Genomic DNA, 16,888 nt, shown 5'->3' with positions numbered 1-16,888 from the left:
TCCGTTCAACCCCCCTCAGTGGTGCAACTCGTAAGGACAAACGTGTCCATAAACCGCCGTACTGTCGCGCGTTCCGTGCGCGCTCTGGGTGTTGCCTCCGCCTCGGCCGCGCTCGCGTTCGGTCTCGCGGGCAACGCGCTCGCGTGCGACATCAGTGAATTCTCCGCCGAAGCCAAGTGCGACGGCGACAAGGGCGTCATCACCGTCACCGACGTGGACCCCAGCGGGATCCCGGCGACCGTCAGCGTGTACCTGCAGAACAACGGCGCCGACCTGAAGAAGATCGGCGAGCAGGTGGTCAAGGGCTCGCGCGAAGGTGTCACCATCACCTTCGAGGAGAACTGGAAGCCGGACGCGGAGTACCGCGTCCACGTCAAGGCCGCCGGCTATGTCGACGAGGACATCAAGCCGAACCTGACGACGCCGTCCACGGCCTGCAAGAAGGAAGAGGAGGAGCCGCCGGCTCCCTCGGACGCCCCGACCCCGTCGGACTCCGCCTCGACCCCGGCCGAGGAGACCGACACCCCGGCCCCGACGCCTTCCGAGAGTGGGAGCACCGCTCCCGCGGACACCGAGAGCAACGCTCCCTCCCCGGCGGCCGGTGACTCCAACCTCGCCGAGACCGGTGCCAACTCCAACACCGGCCTGATCGCCGGCATCGCGGTCGCCCTGGTCGCGATCGGCGGCGGCGCGGTCTTCTTCGGCCTGCGCCGACGCGGGGCGAGCAGCGACCGCTGACGCACCCGCAGACCAACACCGCCGCGGCCCGTCCCCGTTCTCCGGGGGGCGGGCCGTGGCATGTCCGGTCGGCGTCAGGCGTCAGCCGAAGGTGGCCCGCTCCAACCAGAACTCCAGCAACTCCCGCTCGCCGAGGACCTCCAACTCGGGGCTGTCCAGCGGCAGTCGACGGTAGAAGGCGAGGAGTACGGCGGTGAGGGGCCCCCGGAGCGCGACCGTCGCCTTCTCATGACCGCGCCGCCAGGCGACGGCCTCCCCGGAGAGGTCGATCAACCTCCCCCACCCTTCGGGCGGGGGGACCCCCATCTCGCTTCGCTCGGCATGCACGTCAGGGGTGTTGTCGGTGGCGTGCAGATGGATACTGCTCCCCGGCCGGCGCAGCTCCCTCGCCGGATCGTCCGGCAGCGTCCGCTGGGCCCACTCCACGATCTCCAGCCACTCGTCGATCGCGTCGGCGGCCACATCGGCCGCGACCTCGTACGACAGTCCGGCGGCGAGGGTGGCGTCCGCACGGTGGACGGTGATCTCGTGCGTCATACGGCGGGCCCAGAAACCGGCGTTGAGGATCCCGGCCCACCCCCACACCTTCGCGTCCGGTCCCGCCTCCCGCAGCGTGCCGACGATCATCTCGCCGGTCTCCGCGAGCCAGGCGTCCAGCGCGGCGGCGTCGCCCTCGCCGTCGGGGCCGCCGACCCCGGGAACCCGCTCCTCCGGGATCTCCTCCTCGGCGCGTGTCCGCACCATCAGCTCCACCCAGCGCAGGGCGCCGCCCATGTGCCGTACGAGCTCTTCCAGCGACCAGTCGGGGCAGGTGGGCACGGTGGCCGAGAGGTCCGCCCCGGAGGTCACCACCGCCCTCAACTGCCGTACCTGGTGGGCGATCTCGTCGCAGTACCGGTCATGCGCAAGCAGGGTCATAGGGTGCACCCTAGGGGTGCACCCCTCAGCCGAGCACCACGATTTCGGCCGCCTCGAACTCCACCCCGACCTCGTCCCCCACCTCCGGAGCCGCCCGCAGCGCACACGCCGCTTCCAGGCGCGGGGCGTCCTCCGGCTGGAGGTGCACGGCGACATGGGTGCCCTTGAACGTCCGCGCGGCGACCGTGCACCGCAACCCGGCGTCGGCGGCCACGAGCCGCACCCCGGCCGGCCGTACGAGCAGCGTCCGCGTACCCTGCGCCGCGCCCTCACCCACCGGCACCTTCCCCCACGGCGTGTCCGCGGCCTCCCCCACGACCGTCCCCTCGACCACGTTGTCGAACCCGAGAAACCGCGCCACGAACTCGTCCACCGGCCGCTGCCACACCTCGAGCGGCGTCCCGGTCTGCGCGATCCGCCCGTCCCGCATCACCACGACCCGGTCGGCCAGCGCGAAGGCCTCGCCCTGGTCGTGCGTCACGGCCAGCACCGTCGTGCCCAACCGCCCGAACAGCTCCCGGAGTTCGACCACGAGCCGCTCCCGCAGCGAGCGGTCGAGTTGCCCCAGCGGCTCGTCCAGCATCAGCAGCCGCGGCCGGGGCGCAAGCGCACGGGCCAGCGCGACCCGCTGCTGCTCCCCGCCGGACAGGGAGGCCACAGCACGGCGAGCAGCCCCCGGCAGACCGACCAGGTCGAGCAACTCCCGTACCCGCTCGGCCTGTTCACCCCTCGATGCACCGTGCATCCGCGCCCCGAAGGCCACATTGCCGCCGACGTCCCGCTGTGGGAACAGCTGATGGTCCTGGAACATCAGCCCGACCCCCCGCTTGTGCGCGGGCACCCCGGCCTGATCCCGCCCGTCGAGCAACACCCGCCCGCCATCGAGGGGTTGCAGCCCGGCCACCACTCGCAGCAGCGTCGACTTGCCGCTGCCGCTGGGCCCGAGCACACACACGATCTCGTGCTCGGCGACATCGAGGTCGACCGCGTCCAGCGCGGCCCGCCCGCCGAACCGTACGGTCGCGCCCTCAAGGCTCAGCAGACCCGGCTTCCTGCTCAGCACCATCTAGAACTCCCCCGTCCGATCCGTACGAAGCCGCTCCAGCACCAGCAGCGCCACCGCGCACACCACCATCAGTACCGTCGAAAGAGCCATCGCCTGGCCGTAGTTGAGCTCGCCGGCCCGCCCCAGCAGCCGCGCCACGGCGACCGGCAGCGTCGGATTGTCGGGCCGCGCGATGAACACGGTGGCCCCGAACTCCCCCAGCGACACCGCGAAGGCGAACCCGGCCGCGATCAGCAGCGCCCGTCGCACCATCGGCAGATCCACCTCACGCCAGACCCGCCACGGCGACGCCCCGAGCACCGACGCCGCCTCCCGCAACCGCTGGTCCACGGCCCGCAGCACCGGCAGCATGGTCCGTACGACGAAGGGCACCCCGACCAGCGCCTGGGCCAGCGGCACGAGAATCCACGTGCTGCGCAGATCGAGGGGCGGCTCGTCCAGGGCGATCAGGAACCCGAAGCCGACGGTCACCGCGGACACCCCGAGCGGCAGCATCAACAGCGCGTCGAAGCCGCGTACGAACCCGCCCGCGTCCCGCCTGGTCAGCGCGGCCGCGGCCAGACCGCCGATCAGCACGGCGATGAGGGTGGCGACGACGGCGTACTGCAGGGAATTGCCGATCGCCTCGATGGGCGCGACGAGGAAGACACCACCGTCGGCGCTGGTCAGCGCCCGGTAGTAGCCGAAGTCCGGCGCGTCCAGCGACCGCTGCACCAGCACCGCCAGCGGCAGCAGCACGAGGACGACGATGACAGCCAGGACACCGGCCAGCAGCGCCCACTGGCCCGCCCCGCGCGGCCGCCGCGCGGTCACGGACGCGTCCACCAGGCGCAGGGTGCTCTCCCGCCGCCGTACCGTCCAGGCGTGCACGGCGAGGATCGCGCCGACGGCCAGGAACTGGATGATCGTCAGGACGGCGGCCGTGGACAGGTCGAAGATCTCTGAGGTCTGCCGGTAGATCTCCACTTCGAGGGTGGAGAAGGTCGGCCCGCCGAGGATCTGGACGACACCGAAGGAGGTGAAGGTGAACAGGAAGACCATGAGCGCGGCGGCGGCCACGGCGGGGGCGAGGGCCGGGAGGGTGACCGTCCGCCAGGCATGGAAGCGGGACGCCCCCAGCATCCGCGCGGCCTCCTCCTGCCGCGGGTCCAGCTGGGACCAGAGCCCGCCGACGGTCCGTACGACGACGGCGTAGTTGAAGAAGACGTGCGCGAGGAGGATCGCCCACACGGTGGTGTCCAGCCGTACGCCCCACAGCTCGTCGAGGAGCCCGCCGCGGCCGACGAGCGCGAGGAACGCCGTACCGACGACGACCGTCGGCAGCACGAAGGGGACGGTCACCACGGCCCGCAGGATCTGCTTGCCGGGCAAGTCGAAGCGGGCGAAGACATAGGCGCCCGGCAGCGCGATCAGCAGGGTCAGCGCGGTGGAGGCGAGCGCCTGCCAGGTGGTGAACCACAGGACGTGCCGGATGTCGGACTGCCCGAGCACGTCCGCGAGTCGCCCGAACTGCCATACCCCGTCGACCTTCAGACCGCGCGCGACGATCGCGGCGACGGGCCAGGCGAAGAAGACCGCGAAGAACGCGACGGGCACGGCGATGAGGCCGAGCCGCACCGCCGCGCTCCGCTTGCGTCCCTTGCGGAAGGAGCCCTTGCGCGGGGTTACTTCAGTACGAGCGACGTCCACGACTTGACCCAGTCGTCACGGTTGTCGGCGATCTTCGCCGGGTCCATGGTCTCGGGGTCCTTGGCCTGCGGGCCGTACTTCACGAACTCCGGCGGCACCTGGGCGGCCTCCCGCACCGGGTAGACGAACATGTTGAGCGGCATGTCGTCCTGGAACGTCTTGGTGAGCATGAAGTCCAGGAGCGCCTTGCCGCCCTCGGCGTTCTTCGCGTTGCTCAGCAGGCCCGCGTACTCGACCTGGCGGAAGCAGGTGCCGGTCGCGACGCCGGTGGGCGCGGTGGTCGGCTTCGGGTCGCCGTAGATCACCTCGGCGGGCGGGGAGGAAGCGTACGACACGACGAGCGGCCGGTCGGCCTTGGCCTTCTTGCCGCCGGCGGAACCGGAGAACTCCTCGTTGTAGGCCTGCTCCCAGCCGTCGACGACCTTGACGCCGTTGGCCTTCAGCTTCTTCCAGTAGTCCTGCCAGCCGTCGCCGCCGTACTTCGCGGCGGTGCCGAGCAGGAAGCCGAGTCCGGGCGAGGAGGTGGAGGCGTTCTCGGTGACGAGGAGGTTCTTGTACTCGGGCTTGATCAGGTCGTCGAAGGAGGTGGGCGGGGTCAGCTTGTGCTCGCTGAAGTAGGCCTTGTCGTAGTTGACGCAGATGTCGCCGGTGTCGATCGGCGTGACGCGGTGCTTGTCCTGGTCGACCCGGTACTCGGGCAGGATCAGGTCGGAGCCCTTCGGCTCGTACGACTGGAACAGGTCGTTGTCGAGCGCCCGCGACAGCAGGGTGTTGTCGACGCCGAAGAAGACGTCGCCCTGCGGGTTGTCCTTGGTGAGGATCGCCTTGTTGACGGCCTGCCCGGCGTCGCCGTCCTCCAGAACCTTGACCTTGTAACCGGACTGCTTCTCGAAGGCGGCGAGGACGCTCTTCGAGACGGCCCACGAGTCGTGGCTGACGAGCGTGACGTTCTTGCTCTTGGACTCGGCGTTGTCGCTGCCCGCATCGGACGAACCGCACGCGGACAGCGTGACGAGGCCGAGCCCGACGGCCACGGCCGCGAACTTCTTGGTGGTGCTCACGAAATTCCTCCTGGGGTGGACCAGGAAGAGACGCGGCCCTGCCCAGAAGTCCTTCTCGGCTCCTGGGCAGGGCGCAACAGCTTGAGTGATGACCGAACTTCCTACCCAGAATGACCTGGGCGAGGTTCAGAGGGTCTGCGGCCGGTGCCGCACTCTCAGCGCTGTGGCGCTCCCCTGTCGGAATATGCAGATGTACGTACGGGTGTACGCGCTCAGATTACCGCTCGGTGGCCGCGAGCTGACCGCAGGCCCCGTCGATCTCCTGACCACGGGTGTCCCGGATCGTCACCGGTACACCATGGGCGGCGATGGCCTCGACGAACGCCTTCTCGTCCTCCGGGCGGGAGGCGGTCCACTTCGACCCGGGCGTCGGGTTCAGCGGAATCAGGTTCACATGCACCGGCTTGCCCTTGAGCAGCCGCCCGAGCCGGTCACCGCGCCAGGCCTGGTCGTTGATGTCCCGGATGAGGGCGTACTCGATGGACAGCCGACGCCCGGACTTCTCGACGTACTCGAACCCGGCGTCGAGCACCTCTCGCACCTTCCACCGCGTGTTCACGGGGACGAGGGTGTCGCGCAGCTCGTCGTCGGGCGCGTGCAGCGAGATCGCGAGCCGGCACTTGAAGCCCTCGTCGGCGAACCGGTGGATGGCCGGGACGAGGCCGACCGTCGAGACGGTGATCCCGCGCTGCGACAGCCCCAGCCCGTCCGGCTCGGGATCGGTGAGCCGTCGGATGGCCCCCACGACCCGGTTGTAGTTGGCGAGCGGCTCACCCATGCCCATGAAGACGATGTTGGACAGCCTCGCCGGCCCACCCGGGACCTCTCCGTCCCGCAGCGCCCGCATCCCGTCCACGATCTGGTGGACGATCTCGGCGGTCGACAGATTCCGGTCCAGCCCCGCCTGCCCGGTTGCACAGAACGGGCAGTTCATGCCACACCCCGCCTGCGAGCTGATGCACATGGTCACCCGGTCCGGGTACCGCATCAGCACCGACTCGACGAGCGTCCCGTCGAACAGCCGCCACAGCGTCTTGCGCGTGTCGCCCTGGTCGGTCGACAGATGCCGTACGACGGTCATGAGCTCCGGGAAGAGCTCCTCCCGCAGCTTGGCGCGCGAACCGGCGGGGATGTCGGTCCACTGCTCCGGCTCGTGCGCGTACCGCGCGAAGTAGTGCTGCGAGAGCTGCTTGGCACGAAACGGCTTCTCGCCGATCGCGGCGACGGCGTCCTTGCGCTCGGCGGGCGTGAGGTCGGCAAGGTGCCGCGGCGGCTTCTTGGCTCCGCGCGGGGCGACGAAAGTGAGTTCTCCGGGCTTAGGCATGGCCCGTCCAGTGTCGCAGATCGATTCCTGTGACCTGCGGCGGTTGCCTGGCAGGGTGGCCGTTGGCGGTCGTTATTGGCCGTCTTAGGCCACCCTCAGACGGCCCACGGACGGCCCGGCAATGGCCGTGTGACCTGGTACATCGCCGGGTGCGAGAGTCTCACGGTCCCGCCCGGGGTCAGCGACAGCAGCGGATTCACAGAGTGTCTTCGATGCTGCACCCGTTCCAGCTGTGACCTGCACGGCTACACATAAAGGTCTAGATAGGGGGGAACCATCGTCCGTGTCTCGTCCGCGCTGAGTGCCACTGACTCCATGGGTTGCGTTGGTGCAGAGGCGGCGTTGGCCTAGTACCTCTTACGGACCGCCCCGTCGCGCTGGGAGAGTGCAACATCCGTAGAGCCACCCACAGCCTTTCGTTCTGAAGTCTGATCTAGCGGTAGCCCCCATTTACGCGTGCTGATGGCAGCTGCTCCACTAGTGCCCATGGAGCCGCAGACTGCAGCACTCAGCGCCATCCCACCGACCCTGCGGGCGATCATCGAACGGCTCGGGGGCGGACCGAAGAACTACGCCCGGGTTGGCAGCGGCGAGGCGATGGATGCGATGATCCGCGACTTCAACAACCTGGTGGCCTACCGCAGCGCAGCATTGATCCCGGAAGAGATTGCAGCACTCGATGGGGTGATCGAAGGGGCCGTGCGTACTTTCTACACCTCATGCCGGCGCGAGGTGTGGTGGACAGCAAGGGGGCTCGCCCAGACCAAGTGGTGGGACCGGCAAACGTTTGAGCACCTAGAGGCGGCCCGACGTGCCACCGGCATGACACCACCATCCTGGCGCCTGCTCCGGAAACGACGCGACGACAGCGACCTTCGGATCGTCGCTACGTTATGCGTCTACGGGGACCTGCCAACGGACCGCTGGCGGCGTTGGTGGCTTGACATGCTGCGCCCGTACGTCTCGATGATCAACATCGTGACCTTCCCCGTCTCAATTCCGATCGCCTGGATCTGGCGTGCGCTGAGGCTACGTGCGCGTTCAAGGCAAACAGTCAAGGCCTTTCGGGATCGTCAGAGGGGCCGACGCACAGCGCGGGTGCCTTGGGCATGGTCGATGACCAGTGTCTACGGATTCCGACCCTCGAGCTGGGACTATGAGGACCTCAAAGAACTTGTCGAATCCCAAGAGGACAAGTTGTTCGGTCCTGCCACCCCTCCGCAGTTCACTGTTGCTCCTCCCGGCTGGTATCCAGATCCAGGACAGACATCTGAAGGCCCCCTCTTGGAGCGCTGGTGGGACGGGACGGCGTGGACGGAGCACAGGCGGCAGGGTGACATGTACCAGGGCTGGCCGCCGCACGCGCCAGGCGTTGCGGCGTAGGCCGCCGCGGCCCGCGTCAGGAGCGAATGTACGGGACGCGCGTGGGCTTAGGCTGGTGCTGCTCGGGGTAATCGCGGAGGTCTGGCATGCCCCGAACCATCTGGTCTGGCGCCATCTCGTTCGGCCTGGTCACTTCTCTGAACCAGCGTGGCTCGTTGCACCGCTGTGTTCTGGAAGCCAACAGCGGGAATCACCTCATGCGGCTTCGTCGGCACGGAGGCAGGGCCGCGGATTCGAAGGAACCTTGTCGCCGGTCGACTGGACAGCCGCGAATGTTCGCCAGCCAGGCGACACCGACCGCGTTCGCTGCCGCGGCTGGGCAGGCCGGTGATGGTAGGCGGGCGTGTTCATGGAGCCTCTTCCTTGGCTCTGGCTTGCCAGTACGCAGCGCATTCCCGGGTGGCGCGGGTGTCGGGGTGGTCCGGGCCCATGGTGCGGAGGCAGTCTTCCAGCAGCTGAGTAAATGCGATCGCTGCCGCGTTAGCGTCGCCTGCCATGCCTTGGTGGTAGGCGAGGTGGCCTTGTGCGGCGAGGGTGTGGGGGTGGTCCGGGCCCAGGAGGCGCATAAGCCCGGCTGCCAGTTCTGATGTGGCGGCCGCGGCGCCTTCTGGGTCGCCAGCCTTGGCCCGGGACGACGCCAGCTGGTCCCAGGCTGTGATTGAGTCGGGATGGTCGGGCCCCAGTACCCGCACGCGAGCCGTCAGCAGCCTCTTCCACGCTGTTGCGGCGCCGGAGTGATCTCCGGCTTCGTCACGCCAGTGGGCGAGGATGCCCATCGTCGTGAGGGTGTCGGGGTGGTCCGGGCCGAGCACGCGCAGACAGGCCACCAGGAGTTCCTCCTGTATGGCTGCCGCGCCGGCTGGATCTCCGGCCGTACCCGTCTTATAGGCGAGGCGGGCCCGGGCTTGCAGAGTATTGGGATGGTCCGTTTCCGTGACGTGTGTGCGTTCTTCCAACAGCCTTGCAGTGCTGTCGTTTGCGTACACGGCGTCAGCGAAGCGAATGGCCTCCCGCGGGTAAAACCTTGCCAACGCCGGTAGAGGCGAATGCCACGCCCCCACCGCGAATGCCATGCCCAAGAAGTGACCAGCCTGCGGTGGACCGACTACCTGTGCCACATGGATGAGCGCCCACGTCTGATCCACTGGGTCGGTGAGGGTGCGGGCGATCTGCTCGGCCCGCTCATGGTCACCGGCCGCGGCCACCGCCCTAGCCACCCCGGTCAGCGCCCCCACTTGCTGGTACGGGTCGGTGAGGGTCCGGGCGATCTGCTCAGCCTCTGCGGCCAGCCCGGCAGCTCGCTCATGGTCACCGGCCTGAGCCGCCGCCCCAGCCACCCCGGCCAGCGCCCCCACCTGTTCGTACGGGCGGGGGAGGGTGCGGACGATCTGCTCGGCCCGCTCATGGTCACCGGCCTCAGCCACCGCCCTTGCCACCCCGGCCAGTGCCTGCGCCTGGCCATGCGGTTCGGTGACGGTGCGGGCGATGTGCTCGGCCTGCTCATGGTCACCGGCCTCAGCCACCGCCTTAGCCACGTCGGCCAGTGCCTCCGCCTGGCCATGCGGGTTGGGGACGGTGCGGGCGATCTGCTCGGCCAACTCGTGGTCACCGGCTGCAGCCACCGCCCTAGCCACCTCGATCTCCGCGCTCCCGTACCCCTGCTCCAGGGGGTCGGTGATGGTGCGGGCGATCTGCACGGCGTCTGCGGCCAGCTCGATAGCCCGCTCAGGGTCACCGGCCTCGGCCACCGCCCTAGCCACCCTGGCCAGCGCCTGCGCCTGGTACTCGGGGCCGGTGAAGGTGCGGGCGATCTGCTCGGCCCGCTCAGGGGCACCGGCCTCAGCCACCGCCCCAGCCACCGTGATCACCTCGTACCCCTGTCGCGCAATGTTGGTGATGGTGCGGGCGATCTGTTCGGCGTCTGCGGCGAGACCTGCAGCCCGCTCAGGGGCACCGGCCTCAGCCACCGCCCCAGCCACCGCGATCAACGCCCGCGCCTGCTCCTGTGGGTGGGTGATGGTGCGAGCGATCTGCTCGGCCCGCTCATGGTCACCAACCACGGCCACGGCCCCAGCCACCTCGGCCGTCGTCTGCGCGATTCCGTCCGGCTCGTCCCTCATCCGCGGGATATCGTCCGGCACGATGATGGTGCGGGCGATCTGTTCGGCGTCTGCGACGAGACCTGCAGCCCGCTCAGGGGCACCGGCCTCAGCCACCGCGATCAACGCCCGGACCTGCTGCCACGGGTCGGTGATGGTGCGGGCGATCTGCTCGGCCCGGTTATGGTCACCGGCCGCGGCCACCGCCCTAGCCACCCCGGCCAACGCCCATTCCTCGTGCAATTTGGTGTGGGTGCGGGCGATCTGCTCGGCCCGATCATGGTCACCGGCCGCGGCCACCGCCCTAGCCACCCCGGCCAGCACCCACGCCTGGTCCGAGTCGGTGAGGGTGCGGGCGAACTGCTCGACGTCTGTGGCCAGCCTGGCGGCCCGCTCATGGTCACCGGCCTCAGCCACCACCTCAGCCACCTCAGCCAGCGCCAGCCCCTGCTGCCACGGCACGGGGGCGGTGCGGGCGACCTGCTCTGCGTCTGCGGCCAGCCCGACAGCCCACTCATGGTCACCGGCCTCAGCCACCGCCCCTGCCACCACGGCCAGCGCCTTCGCCTGATCGGCCGGTTCGGTGATGCTGCGGGCGATCTGTTCGGCGTCTGCGGCCAGCCCGGCAGCCCGGTCATGGTCACCGGCCTCAGCGACCGCCCTTGCCACCCCGATCATCGCCCGCGCCTGCTCCCGCGGGTCGGTGAGGCCTCGGGCAATCTGCTCGGCCCGGTTGGGTTGGCCAAGGCTGGCCCACAGGGCGGGGAGCTTGGTGGGGACGTGGGCGTTGCGGGATTCGAGTTGTCCGCGGTGGTGGGACAGCCTGGCCAGGGCGTACAGGTCCGGTTCCGGGCAGTCCAGGAGTAGGTCTTGGCAGGTTTTGATCTCGGTGAGGGCGGCGGTGTCGCCACCGGACAGGTCGAGCATCCGGTCGTGGCGTGCCGGGTCGATGGCCAGGGCGGTCAGGCGGTTGGTGTCGCCGGCGGTGGCCAGCACGCGAGGGTAGCCAGTCAGCAGGTATTCGGGGGTGTGCGGCGGCCACGGCGGCCGACCGTCGGTGGGTGTGCGGTAGTCCTCGGCCCAGGTGTGCAACCGCTCCCGGTAGTGGGCCAGGCGGTCATGGCCGAGGTAGTGGCAGGCGGCGTTGTGTAGTTCCTCGTGGCCGAGCAGGTAGACCTGTCGTCCGTCGTCCGGTGCCCAGCCGGCGAGACGGCGGGTGAAGGTGCGCCCGGCCACGGTGTGCAATATCTCCTCAATGGTCACCAGATCCGCGCCTGTCAGCTCACGCAGGTCGGGGCCGGAGAGGCCGCCCCGGGCGGCGGTGAGCAAGCCCAGCAGATCCTGCTCGATGGGGCTGCCGTCGAGCAGACGCTTGAGTTCGGACTGGCCGAGTCGTTGCAGATCCCGGGCCTGCGGGGAGTCGCTGAGCAGGTGGATGATGCCCGGGTCACGTAGTGGGTGCCAGTCGGGCACGTCGTCGGGGATCGGGGGGTTGGGCCGTCCGGCGACGATGATCCGCATCCCGGCCGGAGGCCGGCTGGGCAGCAGTCCGGCGATGCTGTGTGCCTTCGGCCCGGTTGTCACGCCGCGGTCTTCGTCCAGCCCGTCAACGACCAGCACCAGCCGGCCACCTGCCTGCTGACTCACGGCCGCGGCCTGGGCGAGCAGATCCATCATTGCCGCTTCCCGGGCTGCTTCATCGCTGCTGGCCGGGAGTTCCTGGTGGAGCAGTGCACACAGCTGCTCTGTCAGTGCGGTGGTGAAGGCCTCCCGTGTGTCCTGCGAGGCCAGCCGGGCAGTGATGAAGAACGACACGAGCCACACTCCGCCGGCGGCGGGCGGGGCAGGCGGGTTGAGCACGAACGTGGACAGCAGCGCGGACTTGCCCGCCCACGGCCCGGCCTGCCACCACACGTAGGGACCGCGACGCTCATCCAGGCAGAAACCTGCCAGCTCGGCCAGCTCAGCCTCTCGGCCCAGCAACTGCGGTGGGGCGATCCGCTCCACCTGCCGCTGGTACACCGAGCGCACCGGCCGCGACGCAGACCCACCGTATTTGTAAACCGTCACGTTCCCGAAGACACGCCCGAAACTGGTACCGCCACGCTCCGCGTGGATGTGCCCAGGTGGCTGGTGGGCTGGAGCGGCTGGCCACTGCGCCGTCGCGGCCGTGCCACCGGATGCTCCGGGTACGGTCAGGGGCGTGACCGCCCCGGCTCGGAAGGGTCCGGCCGCTCTCCGTCCGCAGAACCGCGGTCCATATGCACACTCCCGCCGACCTGCCCGAAAGCGAACCCGTCACCGCTTGCCTGGGCGTGGGCGTCTCCGGTGAACACCGCCGACCCGGCGCCGGTCACCACTGAAATGCCGCTAGCCTGCTCAGCGGCACGCAGTTGGGCCACCGCCTCGGTGACAGCCTGGCCAAACTCGTCGTCTTTGAGCGCTGCGGCAGTGACCGCCAACTCCACCTGCTGACGGGTCAACTCGCTGACTTCCCCCTCATCGGTGGCGGCCTCCTCGGCCAGATCATCCAGGGCGGGGTGCGCGCCGAGCTTGGCGGCCACTACCGCCCGCAGCTTGCCCAGCCCCGCATCGATAGACGGATCGACCAGGCCATCGGCCACTCGATGGACCTTGCTCACCGCCCACGCAATCAAATATCCGGTCACTACTCCGGCTTCGATCACCATGCGGCCTGCCCCTTTCCCCGTGAAACGGCTATCGCGCTACATCCTCCCCACCAAAGACGATCATTCCTAACTATCACGTAAGCGGACCACTACCTCTAAACTGATACATTTCATCGACTGGCACAACACGAACCCGATCAGCCCGGGACGTCGTCGTGAGCCTCCGCCAACCGGTCGGCATCTATGAGTCGGCGGTCTCCACCAGCCGGCCTACCTCCGGCAGTACAAACCCGTCAGCCTCTTTCCGAACCACCATGTCCGAGCACGGCCCGGAAGATAGCAGAGAGAGTGCCTGACCTGCTGGTTTACGGTCGCTGGTTCAGTCAACGTGACGGTGCCGATCAACGTGGTCAGCGCCACCGAGGACCACAGCATCCGCTTCCACCAGTACCACCTGGAGGACATGGGCCGTGTCCGGGTGCGCAAGTACTGCGAGGTCGAGGACCGGGAGGTCACCAGCGATGAGATCGGCAAGGGCTACGAGCTGACCAAAACCCAGGCCATCCCGATCAACGACGAGGATCTCCGGGAGCTCCCGCTGCCGACCGCCAAGGCGATCGAGATCGAGGCATTCGTGCCGCTGGCATCCATCGACCCCATCCGCATCGGCGAGGGCTACTACCTCCAACCTTCCCAGCCGGTCGCGGCCAAGCCCTACAAGCTGCTCGTTCAGGCCCTGTCGCGTTCGGCGAAGGTCGCAGTCGCCAAGTACGCCTGGTCCGGGCGGGAGCGCCTCGGGCTGCTGCGGGTAAAGGACGACGTGATCGTGCTGCACGCCATGCGTTGGCCGGACGAAATCCGCGACCCCTCCGAGCTGCTGCCCCCGCCTGTGGAGCTGACCGAGGACGAGATCGAGGGCGCCCTGGCACTCATGGACAACATGAGCCGCGACGACCTGGAGGGGCCGGAGTTCCGCGACACCTACACCGACGCGCTGGCGCAGATCATCGAGGCGAAGCGTGAGGACAAGCCCTTGCCCGAGGCACCCGAGGCGGAAGAGACGGGGGGCAAGGTGTTCGACCTGATGGCCGCCCTGAACGAGTCCGTGGCCAGGGCGAAGGCCTCCCGGGGCGAACAGTCGGCGGAAGTCGAGCTGCCGAAGAAGCAGACAGCAGCCAAGAAGACCACGGCGAAGAAGCAGCCGACCAAGAAGGAGACCGCGGCGAAGAAGACGTCGGGGCGACGGCCGCGCAGCGCCTAGTCCACGAAGCCGAGCGCCGCGTCCGGTCGGCAGTGCGGGCATGGATCCACCCGGTCCGCGAGCGCTCGGAGCGCCTGCTCGCGCGCTACACCCTTCGACCGCTTGCCCGCCATGTGGCAGCCGCCCACGTGCACGTAGACCGGTGGCACATCCCGGCTCAGGCTCTGCTCGATCAGCCAGTCCGGGGCCGGGGGCCGCGCCGCCCGGCCGCGCCGGCTCTCGGCTTCCCGCCGCTCCTCCTCGGCGATCCACCGTCGGGTGCGTTCCAGGTCCCGTAGCTGCACGCGCTCCAGAAAGCGGAGCAGGGCGAGTCTCGGCAGGACTGGATCGTTCACACGTTTGCCGGGCCGGGGGGCAAGTTCGAGTCGGCGCGTGAGCACGGCATGCACGCCCTGAGACACTTCTTGTCCGCGTACAAGTGAACGTGCACCACCTCGTACGGATGAGAGTGCACCGTTCTTGATGCGGTGAGGGGCATGGGCCGCGAGTCTGCTGCTGTCGGTTCGGGTGGCAGAGGGGCGGCTGACGGTGGTCTTGGATCCGCATCGCTGGCTGGAGCTTCGGCGGTTTCGCGGTTTGTATGAGTCCGGCGCGATGAGCCTGCGGGAGATCGCGAAGGAGACCGGACTGAACCGCCGCACGGTCGCGAAGTACCTGTCGGGTGAGGTGGCGGCTGCGCCGCCGCAGCGGGAGCCGAACGGGCAGCCGCGGCGGCGGGTGGTGGACGAGGTTGCCCCGCTGATCGACGCGATGCTGCGGGCGGAGATCCTGCTCAAGGGGGCGGTGATCCACGAGCGCCTGGTCCAGGAGTACGGGGTCGCGATCAACTACCAGCGGGTGAAGCTCTACCTGCAGGAGGCCAGGCCCAGGATCGCCGAGGAACTCGGGATCAGCCCGGGTGAACTGGCCGGTCTGCACCGCCGGTTCGAGGTGGTCCCTGGCGCTCAGGCCCAGGTGGACTGGGGTGATGAGGGCAAGGTCCTCGCTCATGTCGGCATTCCGAAGGTCTACTCGTTCCACATGACGTTGTCGTACTCGCGCGACCCGTTCTGCTGCTTCACCGCCAGCCAGGACCTGGCGACCTTCTTCGACTGCCACCGACAGGCGTTCGCGCACTTCGGCGGGGTGCCGATGACGATCGTCTACGACCGCACCAAGACCGTCGTGCGCCGGCACGTCGCCCCGGGCGAGGCGGTCCCGCTGCATCCGGAGGCGGTCGCGTTCGCCGGGCACTACGACTTCGACATCGATGTGCTGGCTGCCTACCGGCCGCAGGGCAAGGGCCGCGTCGAGCGGCAGGTCGGCATCGTCCGCGATCACGTGCTGGCCGGGCGGGCGTTTGCGTCCATCGAGGAGATGAACGCCGCTTTCGCAGCCTGGGTGCCGCTGCGGCGGGCGAAGGTGCATGGCACTCATGGCGAGGTCATCGGCCATCGGGCGGTGCGCGACCACATGGCCCTGCGTCCGCTGCCCGAGACTCCGTATGTGGTCGCCCAGCGGCAACTGCGGCATGTGGGCAAGGACTGCCTGGTCGCCTTCGACGCGAACCTTTACTCGGTGCCCGCCCGCAGGGTCCGCCCCCGTCAGCTGGTCGAGATCCGGGCCACGAAGTCCCAGGTCACGCTGCACTCCACGGTCCCCGGCTCGGACGGTGAGACTCTGCTGGCCGCCCATCCGCGGGCTGTTGGCCGCGGCGCCCGCATCGTCGACGACAGGCACTGGGACGGTCTGCCCACCGGCGCCGGCCGCCGCGTCACCACCGGCGACAGCCCGGCTTCGCCCCGCCGGGACCCCTCGCCCGAGCCGCAGGCCAGCCCGCTACAGGCCCTGCTGAACCGGGCCGCTGCCGCCCGCGTCGAGGTCGGCCGCCGTCCGCTGTCGGTCTATGACGAGCTGACCGGCACCCGACCCTTCACCTCCAACACTCCGACAAAGGAAGCCCGTTGAGCGAGCTGACCGGCACCCGCATCCGCACCACGGCCGTCAAGCTCGGCCTGCCTCACCTGGCCGACGCCCTGAACCAGTACATCCAGCGGGCTGACGAGGCCAAGATGGGCTATCTCGACTTCCTGGACCTGGTGCTGTCCGAGGAACTCGCCGTCAAGGACGACCGGCGCTTTCGGCAGGGCCTGCGGCTGTCGAAGCTGCCACACCACAAAACGCTGGACGACTACGACTTCTCCTTCCAGCCCGAGCTCGACCCCCGCAAGGTCAAGGATCTCGCCAGCCTCTCCTTCGTCGAGGAGAAGGCCAACGTTGCCCTGCTCGGCCCGCCCGGCGTCGGCAAGACGCACATCGCCGTCGCCCTGGCCGTCGCGGCCTGCCGGGCCGGCTACTCGATCTACTTCACCAGCCTCGACGACATGGTCCGCAACCTCAAGGCCGCCGAAGCGGCAGGTCGGCTGACCAGCAAGCTCGGCACTTATCTGCGGCCGGGCGTTCTCGTGGTCGATGAGGTGGGATACCAGCCACTCGAGCGAGCCGAGGCGAACCTGGTGTTCCAGGTGATCTCCAAGCGTTACGAGAAGGGCTCGATCATCCTGACCTCGAACAAGACCTTCAGCGAATGGGGCCAGGTCTTCGGGGACGAGGTCCTCGCCACCGCCATCCTCGACCGACTCCTGCACCACTGCGAGGTCGTTCCCATCAACGGCAACAGCTACCGGCTCAAGAACCGGCTCCAGGCCATCGAGCGAGACACCGACGTGGCCTGAGTGGT

13 protein-coding genes are annotated in these 16,888 nt (G+C 68.9%); 5 read left to right on the top strand and 8 right to left on the bottom strand.

The annotated features are described in order from the left end of the window. The first annotated feature begins 75 nt into the window (after positions 1-75). A complete protein-coding gene (locus tag ACQEV2_RS30655; protein WP_433048510.1) occupies positions 76-738 on the top strand; it encodes an LAETG motif-containing sortase-dependent surface protein in 663 nt (220 codons plus the stop codon). Between the two features lie 81 nt (positions 739-819). Here ACQEV2_RS30655 and ACQEV2_RS30650 read toward each other — a convergent pair whose 3' ends face one another. The 5 genes from ACQEV2_RS30650 to rlmN all read right to left on the bottom strand — a co-directional run bounded on the left by ACQEV2_RS30650 (position 820) and on the right by rlmN (position 6,796). Further along, the gene (locus ACQEV2_RS30650) at positions 820-1,656 is read right to left on the bottom strand and encodes a maleylpyruvate isomerase N-terminal domain-containing protein (protein WP_433048507.1); all 837 of its coding nucleotides are present in this window, start codon (positions 1,654-1,656) and stop codon (positions 820-822) included. Between the two features lie 25 nt (positions 1,657-1,681). Next, the gene (locus tag ACQEV2_RS30645) at positions 1,682-2,722 is read right to left on the bottom strand and encodes an ABC transporter ATP-binding protein (protein ID WP_433048504.1); all 1,041 of its coding nucleotides are present in this window, start codon (positions 2,720-2,722) and stop codon (positions 1,682-1,684) included. After that, positions 2,723-4,411: an ABC transporter permease gene (locus ACQEV2_RS30640; protein ID WP_433048501.1), complete on the bottom strand. Its 1,689-nt coding sequence runs from the start codon at positions 4,409-4,411 to the stop codon at positions 2,723-2,725. It lies immediately after the preceding gene. Then, positions 4,387-5,472 carry a thiamine ABC transporter substrate-binding protein gene (locus ACQEV2_RS30635; protein WP_433048498.1) on the bottom strand — a complete coding sequence of 362 codons (1,086 nt, stop codon included), beginning with the start codon at positions 5,470-5,472 and terminating at the stop codon, positions 4,387-4,389. Before ACQEV2_RS30635 ends, ACQEV2_RS30640 begins: the two co-directional genes overlap by 25 nt. Positions 5,473-5,689: 217 nt before the next feature. Beyond that, on the bottom strand, positions 5,690-6,796 hold the full coding sequence (gene rlmN, locus ACQEV2_RS30630) for a 23S rRNA (adenine(2503)-C(2))-methyltransferase RlmN (RefSeq protein ID WP_433048495.1): 1,107 nt from the start codon (positions 6,794-6,796) through the stop codon (positions 5,690-5,692). A gap of 486 nt (positions 6,797-7,282) precedes the next feature. Here rlmN and ACQEV2_RS30625 point away from each other — a divergent pair, with 486 nt between their 5' ends. After that, positions 7,283-8,179, top strand: coding sequence for a DUF2510 domain-containing protein (locus tag ACQEV2_RS30625; RefSeq protein WP_433048492.1), 897 nt, complete (start codon positions 7,283-7,285; stop codon positions 8,177-8,179). Positions 8,180-8,526: 347 nt separating this feature from the next. On the opposite strand, the gene ACQEV2_RS30620 is transcribed toward ACQEV2_RS30625, so the two are convergent. Together ACQEV2_RS30620 and ACQEV2_RS30615 are read right to left on the bottom strand one after the other, a co-directional pair. Then, positions 8,527-12,285 (bottom strand): tetratricopeptide repeat protein, encoded by a 3,759-nt coding sequence (locus tag ACQEV2_RS30620; RefSeq protein WP_433048489.1) that lies wholly within the window; start codon positions 12,283-12,285, stop codon positions 8,527-8,529. A 188-nt stretch (positions 12,286-12,473) separates the two neighbouring features. Next, entirely contained in the window at positions 12,474-12,968 is a 495-nt protein-coding gene (locus tag ACQEV2_RS30615) for a hypothetical protein (protein ID WP_433048486.1), read from the bottom strand. 334 nt (positions 12,969-13,302) lie between these two features. Here ACQEV2_RS30615 and ACQEV2_RS30610 point away from each other — a divergent pair, with 334 nt between their 5' ends. Beyond that, positions 13,303-14,169 (top strand): Ku protein, encoded by an 867-nt coding sequence (locus tag ACQEV2_RS30610; protein ID WP_433054892.1) that lies wholly within the window; start codon positions 13,303-13,305, stop codon positions 14,167-14,169. On the opposite strand, the gene ACQEV2_RS30605 is transcribed toward ACQEV2_RS30610, so the two are convergent. Then, positions 14,166-14,504, bottom strand: a complete 339-nt coding sequence (locus ACQEV2_RS30605) for a DUF6233 domain-containing protein (RefSeq protein ID WP_433048483.1) — start codon at positions 14,502-14,504, stop codon at positions 14,166-14,168. The genes ACQEV2_RS30610 and ACQEV2_RS30605 overlap by 4 nt on opposite strands. Before the next feature lie 259 nt (positions 14,505-14,763). On the opposite strand from ACQEV2_RS30605, the gene istA reads away from it, so the two are divergent. After that, the gene (istA, locus tag ACQEV2_RS30600) at positions 14,764-16,116 is read left to right on the top strand and encodes an IS21 family transposase (protein WP_433034770.1); all 1,353 of its coding nucleotides are present in this window, start codon (positions 14,764-14,766) and stop codon (positions 16,114-16,116) included. Beyond that, positions 16,113-16,883 (top strand): IS21-like element helper ATPase IstB, encoded by a 771-nt coding sequence (istB, locus tag ACQEV2_RS30595; protein ID WP_391335784.1) that lies wholly within the window; start codon positions 16,113-16,115, stop codon positions 16,881-16,883. Before istA ends, istB begins: the two co-directional genes overlap by 4 nt. Positions 16,884-16,888 lie beyond the last annotated feature (5 nt).

This window comes from Streptomyces sp. CA-251387 (genome assembly GCF_050936625.1).
Classification (GTDB): Bacteria; Actinomycetota; Actinomycetes; order Streptomycetales; family Streptomycetaceae; genus Streptomyces.
The sequence above is the reverse complement of the archived record's forward strand: the minus strand, read 5'-3'. Positions and strand labels throughout refer to the sequence as shown.

What these genes read in the sequence shown, in the direction of transcription:
- ACQEV2_RS30650 (WP_433048507.1), bottom strand. Translation starts at nt 1,656, where the DNA reads ATGACCCTGCTTGCGCATGACCGGTACTGCGACGAGATCGCCCACCAG.
- istA (WP_433034770.1), top strand. Translation starts at nt 14,764, where the DNA reads ATGAGCCTGCGGGAGATCGCGAAGGAGACCGGACTGAACCGCCGCACG.
- ACQEV2_RS30625 (WP_433048492.1), top strand. Translation starts at nt 7,283, where the DNA reads ATGGAGCCGCAGACTGCAGCACTCAGCGCCATCCCACCGACCCTGCGG.
- ACQEV2_RS30645 (WP_433048504.1), bottom strand. Translation starts at nt 2,722, where the DNA reads ATGGTGCTGAGCAGGAAGCCGGGTCTGCTGAGCCTTGAGGGCGCGACC.
- ACQEV2_RS30615 (WP_433048486.1), bottom strand. Translation starts at nt 12,968, where the DNA reads ATGGTGATCGAAGCCGGAGTAGTGACCGGATATTTGATTGCGTGGGCG.
- rlmN (WP_433048495.1), bottom strand. Translation starts at nt 6,796, where the DNA reads ATGCCTAAGCCCGGAGAACTCACTTTCGTCGCCCCGCGCGGAGCCAAG.